Genomic DNA, 12,272 nt, shown 5'->3' with positions numbered 1-12,272 from the left:
ATGATGAAAACAGTAGGAATGATTAGCAGCTATCGCGCTCTAGAATCAAGAGCAGATTGGCTGTGGCAACAAACACCCCATCCCTTTGGTGTTTGGGAAAATATACAAATGCAAGCACTGGCAGAAAAACCAGATTTCCTGCTCATGTATCAGTTTAATTTTCCTCAACCATCACCTCCTCCGTCATTATTAGACCGTTTACGGAAACGGCAGTTAAAACCAGAATCAAATATTTATAATCTCTTACGTAATGTTAGTAAAGAGCAGATTATTTATTTATTGAGAGAACCACCTTTAGATGAAATTTTAGAAATTAATAAACGTAATTATCAACAAGCTGAAAATTATTGTGGTTATATTTCCGGCCCTGATGATTTTGCCCCCATTCCCAATTATATGCCTGCCATTTGGTATCACTCTAATTCCTTTAAGGATTTAAATGAAATGCCATGTCCGCAAAAAGTATCTAACTGTAGTTGGATTACTTCCGGTATTAATCGCACAGCTAATCATCGGCAACGGCTAGATTTTTTGCAAGCTTTAAAATCTAGCGGTATGCAAATTGATTTCTATGGGCGTGGTTTAGAAAAATGGGTGAAAACTTCAGGAGAACTTGGTAATAAGTGGTACGGCATGGCACCATATTATTATAATTTAGCAATTGAAAACTATGCTGATAATAGTTGGTATGTTAGTGAAAAACTTTGGGATAGTTTACTAGCTTGGTGTTTACCAATTTATTATGGTGGACAAGCAGCAGATAAATTATTACCACCAGGTAGCTTTTTAAGATTACCAAGTTTAGATGAAAAAGGAATTGCCTACATTCAAGAAATAACAGCTACTCCTGATGCTTGGTATGCTGCCAAAGATGCGATTGCTGAAGCCAGGCAAATTATTTTACACAAACTAAACTTACTCAATTGGTTATCAGAATTTGTCACTCAATTTTCTTAATTCAAATTGATAAATGTAAATTTTTAGGATTTATATATGGATGGTATTTGTACACTTGCTAATGACCGAGTTTATGACCAACTCATTGCCCTAATTAACAGTATAGAAGCAATTTATGGTCAGACAATGCCTGTATGTATCTATCCTTATGATCACAATACAGAAAAAATTGCTGCTGAACTTGTCCACCGTCCTCATGTAACACTTTATGATCACCAAGATTCAATTCAAAAATGGGATAAATTTGTCAAAGATATTTGGGATACCCATCCTACCGCCCAAACACATTGGCAAAAACTAGGAAGCGATCAATATCATCGACTCGGAACCCATCGGCGTTACTGCGCTTTTGATGCCCCTTTTGATCGCTTTGTTTATATGGACGCTGATACTATATTAATGAGTCCATTAGATCATATTTTTACTCAGCTAAATCATCATGATTGGGTAGTATACGATTTTCAATTCAAAGATTTATCTCATGTTTACAGTTTATCATCAACCAAATTAAAAGAATTATTTACCCCAAGACGTTTGCAAACTGAAATATTTTGTTCTGGATTTTATGGTTCTAAAAAAGATATATTTCCTGAACAAAACAGAGAAATGATCCTAGATTTTCTGCGTCAAGGAGAAGCAGAAGTTCTCTATGATATGGCTCCTGACCAAACAATTCTCAACTATATGGTCATGCGATTAGGGTTATCTAACTATAATTTTGCCCTGGAGATACCCGCTGATAAAACTACTGGTTGTTCTGTAACCTCTTTGCATTTTGAAAACCGAGATCAAATTCTCTATGACAAGGGTAACAGATTAACTTATTTGCATTATATTGGGTTATCTTCTAAATTATTCCATCGAGTTTGTACTGGAGAAAATATTGATTTTCCCTATCGAGATATTTTTCTGTACTATCGCTATTTGCATGAACCAGAACAGCGGCCAAAGTTTACAACTAAAGCTAAGGCTTATAATGCTGTTCCCAGTCTAGGCACAAGAATTTTAAACAAGTTGAAATTAGCTAAAAAGTAGAGGTTAATTGAATGAATAGGGGAATCTATATCATTGCTAATGATAAAGTGACAGACCAAGCGATCGCACTTTTGAATAGTATTCGGTTACATGACGCTGATACACCAGTAGTCATGATTCCTTATGATGATAATTATCATGCTATTGCTGATATTTTAGGTAAAAATTATGGCGTAAAAATCTACGAAGACCTAGATTTTATTGCTCGTCTTTCCCAAAGATTATACGAAACCTTTGGGGGACAGTTCTTTGCTCGTCCTAATCAATTTCGTAAACAAGCTTGCTGGTTTGGAGAATTTGATGAGTTTTTGTATATTGATACTGACATTGTTGTCTTTGAAAAAATAATTGATAATCTCAACTATTTGCAAAATACTGACTTTATCTGTTGTGATTATCAACATTTAGGAGGAATTAAAAATGTTTTTAATTCCCAAGTATTAGAAGATAAAGTATTTACAAAGGATGAAGTTAAAGAAATTTTTAACGGCGGTTTTTGGGGTTCTAAGAAAAACCTAATTTCTGAAAATGATTTGTATGAAATATTTGCTGAATGTGCATCTCATCCAGAATATTTTGATTTCTCTGAAAAAACTTCTGACCAACCAATTATAAATTATATGCTACTTAAGCGTATTCCCCGTCGTTTTAACATTGTCCGTAGAGAAGGTAAAGCACCAGGAAATTGGGGGGGAACACCACATTTTCAGACCCAAGGTAATACGTTATTTGATCCAACAGTTAATCAACCTCTACAATATCTCCATTGGGCAGGAATTAAAATTCAACCGGGTTGTCCCTATTGGAAAATTTGGGAATATTATCGTAATTTGAATGCTGGTCTTCCTCCCGCTGCTATTCCAGCACCTGTGAAAAAAAGTCAGTGGCAGCAGACTGTTGACAATATTAAAAACCAAGTTAGAAAACTGAGAAATAAGTAACTCTTCAGAATTAAAACAAAAATTGGAGTATTTTTGATATGAATTTACCAATGAAAGACTATTGTTTTTGTACTTATGCTGCTAGTAAAACTTATCGAACTTTAGCTAAACAACTGATTAGTGATTTAGAAAAATTTGCCCCAGATGTTCAGGTCGTACTTTACACTGATGATCCTCAAGATTTTGTAGATTATAAAAATGTTTTAGTATTTGCACATACAAGACAAGGAGTTTTACATTACCATGAACGTAGATTTTCTATAGTTAAAGCATTATCAATGTTTAACTCCTGTATTTATCTGGATGCAGATGTAAGAATATGTGCGCCAATATCTCAAAATCAGCAATGGCTACCAGGTATTACAGCCAGAAGTTGTACGAACATGAACAAACATTTTGACGAAAGATTAAATAAAAGCAATCCACCTCCAGCAAATGTTATCAAAGTATTTAATTTGTTCAAAAAAATGGCACAAAAATTAGATATAGATGTAGAAAAAGAGAATATTAAATGGATTAATGAATTTTTATTTGTAGTTACCAGAGATAATGGCAAAGAACAGGAATTTATAAAATATTGGGAAAAATTAGCTTTTTATGCAGACGTGAATGGTCTCCATAAACATCCAGCTTACGCGATAGGATTAGCAGCAGTTAAAGCAGGATTAACTATCAGACATGATAATATGGAAGGCATTGACTTTTTTGATGATAGGATAGAAAAGGTGAGAATTGCCCAAGGGCTTTCAGATGTAAATGCAAAAAAATCCTATTTTGAAGCTCAGAATCAAGTTGAAAACGCTCCTAAGTCAATTGTTCAAAAAATCATTAATAAAGTACATAAATTCTGCGAATATGTCTATTATTACAATCGTCTAAAAATTCATATGTTATTCAAAGATTATAAATTTTATTATGATTAACTGTCAAAAAATATTGTGGCTACAATTCGCAATACGTTGTTAAAATTTTCTATTTTCTGTGCGGGGATATTTAAAAATTTTTTGGTGATGGCTACAACATCTCTATATACTACCTATCCCCCTTCACCATAGGTATTTAGGGGGATAAACTTTTATTGTTAAGACCAAGAATCTAAATCTAAAGATTGCATTCCTTGGCTTTTAACATAATCTAGCAAACCTCCCAACTGCCACCAAACAAATAAACAAGTTAGCACGCTCATTGGTAAACCCACACCTAAAGCTAATCCAAAAGGAAAACCAAATATTTCTAAACCGGACGAAAGAAATAAACAAATACCACTCGTAATACCAATAAATGGCACTAACAATTGTTTATAAAAGAAACGGGCATTAGTATTTTGTTCAGAAGACTTATCTTTAGACTTATCCTTTGGCCATTGTTGAATAATTACTTTTAATGTGCCAGAGAGTGCTAAACCAGAAGTTAAAGCGGTGAGAAAACCAATTAATAGTAAAATGTAAGGCGGTTGTAGAGGGTAATAGTACATCAAAACTCCTGATTTTTATTAAAATTCGTTTTTATTTACTGAGGGATTATTTTGGCAGAATGGCCGCTACACTTTCTCTAGAAAACTCTGTTAACAAGCCAACTGCTACATTTAATAACCGATTTGGTGGTAAGTCATCTTTGACTAAATTCCAGAGCCGTTGTACTTCTTCAGTATGCAAGCGGTCATCTTCGGTGATAGCAAGCACTAACTGACGACGGAGAAATTTACCTTCTTCAGATAGTAGAAATTGTAAGCCCATTTTTGCTGTAGGTAAAACATCAAATTCCTCATCAGTACGAGCAATGGAAATTAGGTTTTCTAACCTCTGCCACTGGAATTTACCATCTTTAAATAATACATTCAGTAACCGCCGTCTCAATGCGGGAGATTCTCCGGTGAGCAATCGTCTTGCTATGTAGGGATAACCTATTTCAACGATTTTAAAATTGGGGTTAAGGCTGAGAGCAATGCCTTCTTGTGTCACCAGAGAACGAATAATTAAAGCAAATTTGGCTGGTACTCGGAAAGGATATTCATACATCAATTCCGAAAATTCATCAGTAATGGTTTTGAAGTTAAAGTCCTTGACATTTTTGCCAATAGCATTCCCCAACACGGCTTCTAATGCTGGTACGATTGGGCAAATATTTGTATCTGGAGCTAAAAAGCCCAGTTTTACAAAATCTTCGGCTAAGTCGGTGTAATCCTTATTGACCAGATGTATTAAGGCATCTACAAGTGATTCTTTGGTAGTTTCCTCTAATTGATCCATCATGCCAAAGTCGATGTAAGCCATCCGACCATCGGCGACAGCAAATAAATTACCTGGATGGGGATCGGCATGGAAAAAGCCATGTTCTAACAGCTGTTGTAATCCGGTAGTAACACATATTTGGATTATTGTTTCTGGATCTAAACCTGCTTGACGGATGCTTTGTGTATCGGTGAGTTTAAATCCGTTAATCCATTCTAGAGTTAAGACATGATTACTGGTATAACGCCAATAAATAGACGGAACTTTGACGTTAGGATTATCATGGAAGTTATTTGCAAATTTTTCGGCGTTGCGACCTTCGTTGATGTAATCTATTTCTTCAAATAGTTTTGTGCCAAATTCATCCACAATTGATGTGAGGTCGTGACCGAGATTAAGAGGCAACCAAGGTGTTAGCCAACCTGCTGCCCAGCGCATTAAGTACAAGTCTTTTGTGATGACTGGACGTAGGTGCGGACGCTGCACTTTTACGGCTACTTCTTCACCACTGAGTAAGCGACCCCGATAGACTTGACCTAAACTGGCTGCTGCTACTGGTTTGGGTGAGAGTTCCTTAAATATGTCCTGAATTGGTCGGTCTAGTTCAGTTTCAATAATGTGGTAAGCCAGGGCATTATCGAAAGGTGGTAACTGGTCTTGCAGCTTTACCAGTTCTGCTAGAAAGTCTTTGCGGATTAAGTCAGGTCTGGTGGAGAGTGCTTGACCTACTTTAATAAATGTAGGGCCAAGGCGAGTGAGCAGTTCTCGCAACTGGGTAGCTCGTTTTCCTTTGTTCTGCTCAACTTGATTTTGCCATTCATCCCACTTGAGACCGAGTATAAATCCTGCAAAAGATAGGATGATTCTTAGCAGTCTGCCCCAAGCTAACCAGGGACGGTAGCGGTAGTAACGAGCGATCGCGTCTGGATTATACTGCTTTAGTTGAGCAGGTTGATACTGACCCACGCCTTTATTTGCCTCTTCAACTGGGAATTTTACGATAGGTAATTGGTTGACAAAGCTCAACACTTTGTCTATTGACAGATACTATGTCAGGCTCAAGTAGCCTAGTTCAACTGTCTAGAGTTGTTTATCTTTTTCTTAATTATACTTTATAAAAGTACAAACATTTGTTTTCTAGCTGGCGTATTTTATATTTTCTTAATTGTTGAGTTAAAAAGGTTGAGATCCCCGAATCTTCAGGAAGTCGGGAATCTGGTTGTTGTTCAGGAATGATTGAGGATGTTGAGTTTACTTTGATTTAGCCTCTAAAGTTTCCAAGCGGCTTTTTAGTTCCTGATTTTGTTGTTTGAGTTGGTCAAGTTCTTCACGCATTTGGCGCAAGCTTTTTTCTGGGCCAATATTATTTTGGACTTTGGCAACTTCTTCTTCAGCATAACGACGAACACGCCCATCGGCTGTTTGATTAGCTAAAGATTGTAAAATAGCGATCGCTTTAGAAGTTTCCATTTGTCCTAATGCTGACACCACTGCCACCTGTGTCAAAAAGAACGTTTCTCTAGCTATTTCTGCTAATCGGTCTAAAATTCGTTCTAAATTAGCAGGAGTTTGACCAACAGAAATTTTGCCTAAAGCCCGAATTGTCGCCAGTCGTAACGGTTGGGGGATACCCAGTTTGGTGTATTCAATCAGCAAATTCAAAGCCGTTTCCGAAGTTTTCAATTCAGCCAGTCCAGCAACTGCGCCACTCCTTACCACTTCATTCCAACCTGCTTTTTCTTCCAAAACAGATTTTAGCAGCTTGATAACCTTATCTTCATGGGGTTTATCTTCCAAATTAGCAGCCGCAATTGTGCCAATGGTACGGCAAGCAGCAGCTTCCACATAGTAGCTGGGATCACCATCCTGCACAAAACCTTTCACAGCTTTATAACTAGTATGGGTTTTGATTTGAGACAAAGACTCTACCACCGCACGGCGTACATAAGGACTTTGATCTTGCAAACCAGTAACTAAAGCATCAAAAGCTTGATCTAACTTAATTTCTGCTAACTGTTTAGCCACTTCTACACGCACACCCCAGAAGGAATCATTTTCCAAAGCTGCTGATAGTGATTTTACCGATTCTAATGCGCCTTTTTTAGCTAAAGCTTCAGCTGCATAGATGCGAGAAATGGGATTTGGATCAAATTCTAACTGTGCTTTCAACTCTGGGACTGGATATTCTAAAGCCACAGTTTTCAGGTAATTATTACCCACATCAAAGCTGATAAATTCAGGCTTTTCTGTCAAGGGAAAGTAGAAACTTTGTTCTCGTTCATTCACACGCACAGTGAAACTTTTGAGTTCTAATTTTGGCTGAGTATAACCAAAACCGATGGGAATTTTCAGATCAAATAAATCCTTTTTCCCATTATCGTCTGAACTGGCTTGGGTTTGAGTCACCGTCACCTTAGCTAAATTCGCATCCCCATCCCAAGAGTAAGCAACTTTAAAATCGGGATAACCACCACGATAAACATACTGATCAAAAAGGAAAGTGAGATTTCGTCCAGTTGCTTTTTCAATTGACCTTAATAAATCTACTGTTTCGACAGTTTGATGAGCATAATCATTCACAAAGGTTTGAATGGCTTGCCAAAATAATTCATCTCCCAATTCTGTGCGAATCATGTGATAAACACAAGATCCTTTTTCGTAAATATGGCGGTCATAAAGCTCAATTGCTTCCCGGTAAACATGAGTTACCATTGGCCGACGGTAGCGACTGTTATCTTCGCTCAAATAACTCCGAGCTTCCAATAGGCGATAATAAGCTGCGTCTTGGATACCATATTCATGTTCTGTCCACATGACTTCAGAATAGGAAGCCATTCCTTCCTTAATCCAAGCGTGGGACCAATGTTTAATTACCAGTAAATCACCAAACCATTGGTGTGCTAGTTCATGAACAACTAAGCTTTCTGTATTGCGGTTATCTAATGTGGCCCGATTATCTAGTAAACAGCGATCGGTTAAGAGAGTGGTGGAGGTGTTTTCCATACCTCCAAAAATGAAGTCATCGACGCAAACTTGGGCATATTTGGGAAAAGGGTAGAAATAACCATACTTTTCACTCAAAAATTCGATCATGCGGGGAGTTTTTTCCATGCTACGTTTAGCATCTGCTTCCCTGCCTTTTTCTACGTAGTAGGTGACGGGTTTACCTTTCCACTCGTCTCGAATTTCGGCAAAGTCTCCTACTGCTAATGTCATCAAGTAGGTAGGATGAACTTGCTGCTGTAACCAATGGTAAATTTTATCATTGCCATTTTCTTGGGTGTGAATCAATTCACCATTGGAAATAGCGATCAGATGTTTGGGGACACGAACTCGAATTTCCGAAGTTGATAACTGTCCTGGGTAGTCAAAACAGGGAAACCAAAAACGAGAGTCTTCGTCTTCTCCTTGAGTCCAGACTTGGGTGGGTTTGTCTGGATAGTGTTTGTCTGGTTGAATAAAGTAGATTCCCCGTTGGGGTTTTTCCACTGAGTAAGCGATCGCAATCAACAATCTCTTACCGATCTGAGTTGGTTGAGACAGTTGAATTGCCAGCTTTTCTCCATCATATTCAAACTTTTGCGGTATTTCGTCTACCTGTACAGATTGGATATTCAGGTTTACAGCATCCAAGGTCAAACGCTCAATATTATTACGGATAGGCAACAATCTAATACTACAATTGCCATAGTAACTTTGCTTCGGGATATCCAAACTCAGGTCGAGAAAAATATGCTCAACCTGTCCGGGTTTGTCAGGGTTGTAGTGTGGTTTAGCCCCTGGCAACTCAAACGATTTGTGTCCGTTATTCTCTGTATCAAAATAAGAATGCAACATTGATAATTACTGACCTTGTAATCCTGAAACTTTCATAAACATACCGATAGCTACGCTTGCCGTCGGCATCGTAGATGCGTATCCTCAATCAACATGATTATTTGATGAGGATTTTTCTCTGGGATGGGATGATTGGTATTAACCTTTCCATTTTGCTCCCAAGTCTCGATGTTTTGATGTCATCTGATATTTTGCACTTTTACATCTTCGGGGCAAGAGTGTCTTGCACCGCGCTGTGTTCACGTAGCGTGCCGTTAGGCAATAGATTTCTGTTAAGCACAAATACTATCGATCATTCTTCTAGCTTAGAATAGCTTGTGGCTAAGAGTCCGACTATTTTTTGGATATCAACTAAGATACCATTTGCGGATTGACTCCTGACTCTAGTGAAGTCTTTTTTAGTGCCACTACAAATTCTGCGTCTGTATAAACACTAATTTTATCAGTAAAAACCGCTAAATTAGTGGAAATCGGTGATAAAAATCCTAAATATTGACTATCACTGTTTTAACTGCCTGATAATAATTTATTTGCTCAAATATCTGCTCAAAAGAGGACAATAACAATGCCTGAAAGTAAATCAAAGTTTTTAGTTCCTGCTATTAGTATTGCTATAGTCGTGGCAGGAGGTGTTGCAGTCTATATGTATTTAAAATCTCCTACTGGAGATAGTTCCAGTCCTCTGGGCAGTGCTAAGGTAGTACCCGCTAATGCCTTAATAGCAACTTATATCAATACAGACGATCAGTCTTGGAATAAATTACGGCAATTTGGTAATCCGCAAGCCCAACAGCTATTAACAAAAAGTCTAGAAAATGTCAATAAAGAACTATTAAGTGATAGTAATATTTCTTACGAAACAGACATTAAGCCTTGGGTAGGTGGTGTGATGATTGCTGTGTTACCACCAACTCCCCCTACACCTACTCAGCCGAATGCACCTATTAAGCCAAAACAAGAGCCAAATATCCTGTTAGTAGTAGGTATTAAGGATAAACTCAGTGCCTTGAATTTTTCTAAGAAATTGAAAGAGCAAAAAAATCTGCAAACTGAGGAATCAGATTATAAAGGTCAGAAAATTATTGCTAGTAAAAATAAGGGTAAATCGACATACACAACGGTTTTGAATAATAGCCAATTGCTGTTAGCACCAGAAAAACAAGCTTTAGAAAAAGCTATTGACACTTATAAAGGAGAACCTTCTTTTGCGACTAAAGAGGGTGCAAGCAGTATTCTCTCCAAAGGTGTGGATGTAAAAAACAGCCTTGCTCAAATTTATGTTCCTGACTACGCCAATATGGCACAGCAATTAACAGCATTAAGTCCTCAAGCTAGGCCATTACCTCCTCAAACATTGGCACAACTTAAACAAGTAAAGTCGATGGTAGCAGGGATTGGTGTTGATGATGCAGGACTGCGGTTAAAAGCTGTAGTGAATTTAGATCCGCAACTGAGCAAATTTCAGTATCAAACGACTCCTGCGAAGATAGTGGGACAATTTCCTAGCGATACCTTTGCTTTAGTCACTGGACAGAATATTAATCGTAGTTGGCAAACCTTGGTAGAACAATCAAAAGATTATCCTGAACTGAAGCAAGTAGTTGAACAAACTCGCGGACAACTACAACAATTTGCCAATCTTGATTTAGATAAAGATATTTTTGGTTGGATGAATCAAGAATTTGCTTTGGGTGCAGTGAAATCAAGTCAAGGATGGTTAGCTAATGTAGGATTTGGGGGAGCGATCGTATTTGATACGAGCGATCGCAAAACAGCCGAAGCTACCTTCACTAAATTAGATGATTTAGCCAAAAAACAATCTCTCAACGTTGCTCAAAAAAGCATTGGTGGTAAAAATATCACAGAATGGCAAATACCCCAGCAAGGCGCTTTAGTCGCACATGGTTGGCTAGATCAGGACACCGTATTTCTTGCTATTGGTGGCCCTGTTGGCGAAACCCTGGCTGATAAAAAAGGTCAATCCCTCGATAATACGGACACATTTAAATCTGTAACCGGTTCTTTGCAAAAACCTAACGCAGGCTATTTTTACTTAGATATGGACAGCACCACGACCCTGATTACTCGTTTTGCCACAGCAGGTCAACCTCTTCCTCCTGATGCTAGTGCTATCCTGAGTTCCATTCGTGGTCTTGGTGTGACTGTGAATAGCCCTGATAAATCTACCAGTCAAATGGAAATGTTGTTGTCTCTCAAACCTGCTACTGCAAAGTAAATTAAATTACTTGTAATAGGACGTAGGGGTAATTCATGAATTACCCCTACAAAACCTGAGTTCGGAGTTCGGAGTTTCTCCTCCGGAGACGCTACGCGAACGGAGACGCTACGCGAACGGAGTTAATATGATTTTTAAGGGCGAGAGAATAAGGGTTTGAGACTCCTACTGGGGGCAAGTTTTCCACAAATTATCTTATGTCGAACTCAGGTAACAATACCTTTTTCTCCTTGCACCTGATTACATTTCTCTGGTCTATCTAAGTTATACTAAAAATGGGTTAAAAGTGTCATTCTGAACGAAGTGAAGAAAGGAGTTAATACTTCTATATCCAAACTGCGTTTTGCAAATAAAGCTACTGCTTGCCAATCTTGTGGGGGTTTGTATTGATTGAGATAAATGTTGATTTCTGTAATTAGTTCCCAGTAAAAATCAGGTTTGGGTTGAAATTGGACTTCTACGAAATAGATGGGTTTTTCTAAACTATCTGGGATGAAAATACCATCAAATCGAAAGGCTTTTTCTTTGACTTCTACAGATGTGAAATTATAGCCTTCTGCATTTTCTGTGGGTTGACCGAGTAATTCAAATAAAAGGGTATGGAAGGTGAGAAAGATTTGGTAGAATATCGTATCTGTGTGCATATTTTTATTAATAGTAAATCGGCGGTTAGAAACCGCATCTATACAGGCAAAACCCACCTGCCTGGGTTGGATTTATTTATTTTCTCCTAGTCCACGTAGGTGGACTTTGTTTGTGTAGCCGTGATTTCTAATCACCAGGGCTTAAATTTAAAAAACATAGGTTTAAATTTAAAAATAATATAAATAGGACTTACGCAAGATATAATTGAAAGCCTTATTCTTGCGTAGGGGTAATTCATGAATTACCCCTACTTTCGTTCTGTTTTGCGTAAGTCCTAATAAAATAATATAATTAATTAATTGAGCCAGTTAAGTCTTCGGTTTCCCTACCAAGCTAACTGGCTCGGTTTTATATTCGGATATAGTTACCCACATCACTGGGTTTGAGTTT

At 37.7% G+C, this 12,272-nt stretch carries 9 protein-coding genes; 5 read left to right on the top strand and 4 right to left on the bottom strand.

Translation table 11 applies throughout. From position 1 onward, the window contains the following. Positions 1 to 3: 3 nt before the first annotated feature. Genes AC012T_RS18275 through AC012T_RS18260 form a run of 4 tightly spaced genes read left to right on the top strand, consistent with a single transcriptional unit; the run spans position 4 to position 3,856 of the window. On the top strand, positions 4 to 957 hold the full coding sequence (locus AC012T_RS18275) for a glycosyltransferase family 10 domain-containing protein (RefSeq protein ID WP_487066650.1): 954 nt from the start codon (positions 4 to 6) through the stop codon (positions 955 to 957). A gap of 36 nt (positions 958 to 993) precedes the next feature. After that, positions 994 to 1,992, top strand: a complete 999-nt coding sequence (locus tag AC012T_RS18270; RefSeq protein ID WP_487060162.1) for an Npun_R2821/Npun_R2822 family protein — start codon at positions 994 to 996, stop codon at positions 1,990 to 1,992. 11 nt (positions 1,993 to 2,003) lie between these two features. Further along, positions 2,004 to 2,933, top strand: a complete 930-nt coding sequence (locus AC012T_RS18265) for an Npun_R2821/Npun_R2822 family protein (protein WP_487060161.1) — start codon at positions 2,004 to 2,006, stop codon at positions 2,931 to 2,933. 38 nt (positions 2,934 to 2,971) lie between these two features. Beyond that, positions 2,972 to 3,856 (top strand): hypothetical protein, encoded by an 885-nt coding sequence (locus AC012T_RS18260; protein ID WP_487060160.1) that lies wholly within the window; start codon positions 2,972 to 2,974, stop codon positions 3,854 to 3,856. 158 nt (positions 3,857 to 4,014) lie between these two features. Here AC012T_RS18260 and AC012T_RS18255 read toward each other — a convergent pair whose 3' ends face one another. The 3 genes from AC012T_RS18255 to AC012T_RS18245 all read right to left on the bottom strand — a co-directional run bounded on the left by AC012T_RS18255 (position 4,015) and on the right by AC012T_RS18245 (position 9,001). Beyond that, complete coding sequence (locus AC012T_RS18255) at positions 4,015 to 4,407, bottom strand: hypothetical protein (protein WP_487060159.1); 393 nt, start codon at positions 4,405 to 4,407, stop codon at positions 4,015 to 4,017. Between the two features lie 46 nt (positions 4,408 to 4,453). Then, a complete protein-coding gene (locus AC012T_RS18250; RefSeq protein WP_487060158.1) occupies positions 4,454 to 6,130 on the bottom strand; it encodes an ABC1 kinase family protein in 1,677 nt (558 codons plus the stop codon). A gap of 285 nt (positions 6,131 to 6,415) precedes the next feature. Beyond that, on the bottom strand, positions 6,416 to 9,001 hold the full coding sequence (locus AC012T_RS18245) for a M1 family aminopeptidase (protein ID WP_487060157.1): 2,586 nt from the start codon (positions 8,999 to 9,001) through the stop codon (positions 6,416 to 6,418). Between the two features lie 565 nt (positions 9,002 to 9,566). On the opposite strand from AC012T_RS18245, the gene AC012T_RS18240 reads away from it, so the two are divergent. Beyond that, positions 9,567 to 11,237, top strand: coding sequence for a DUF3352 domain-containing protein (locus tag AC012T_RS18240; RefSeq protein ID WP_487060156.1), 1,671 nt, complete (start codon positions 9,567 to 9,569; stop codon positions 11,235 to 11,237). A 269-nt stretch (positions 11,238 to 11,506) separates the two neighbouring features. Here AC012T_RS18240 and AC012T_RS18235 read toward each other — a convergent pair whose 3' ends face one another. Beyond that, positions 11,507 to 11,881 carry a DUF2887 domain-containing protein gene (locus tag AC012T_RS18235; RefSeq protein WP_487060155.1) on the bottom strand — a complete coding sequence of 125 codons (375 nt, stop codon included), beginning with the start codon at positions 11,879 to 11,881 and terminating at the stop codon, positions 11,507 to 11,509. Positions 11,882 to 12,272: the final 391 nt, after the last annotated feature.

It is taken from the genome of Anabaena sp. EIM26, from assembly GCF_057568715.1.
This window is presented reverse-complemented; position numbering and strand designations above follow the sequence as displayed.

Coding starts and splice junctions, on each gene's coding strand:
- AC012T_RS18245 (WP_487060157.1), bottom strand. CDS start 9,001: ATGTTGCATTCTTATTTTGATACAGAGAATAACGGACACAAATCGTTT.
- AC012T_RS18270 (WP_487060162.1), top strand. CDS start 994: ATGGATGGTATTTGTACACTTGCTAATGACCGAGTTTATGACCAACTC.
- AC012T_RS18235 (WP_487060155.1), bottom strand. CDS start 11,881: ATGCACACAGATACGATATTCTACCAAATCTTTCTCACCTTCCATACC.
- AC012T_RS18255 (WP_487060159.1), bottom strand. CDS start 4,407: ATGTACTATTACCCTCTACAACCGCCTTACATTTTACTATTAATTGGT.
- AC012T_RS18265 (WP_487060161.1), top strand. CDS start 2,004: ATGAATAGGGGAATCTATATCATTGCTAATGATAAAGTGACAGACCAA.
- AC012T_RS18275 (WP_487066650.1), top strand. CDS start 4: ATGAAAACAGTAGGAATGATTAGCAGCTATCGCGCTCTAGAATCAAGA.
- AC012T_RS18240 (WP_487060156.1), top strand. CDS start 9,567: ATGCCTGAAAGTAAATCAAAGTTTTTAGTTCCTGCTATTAGTATTGCT.
- AC012T_RS18260 (WP_487060160.1), top strand. CDS start 2,972: ATGAATTTACCAATGAAAGACTATTGTTTTTGTACTTATGCTGCTAGT.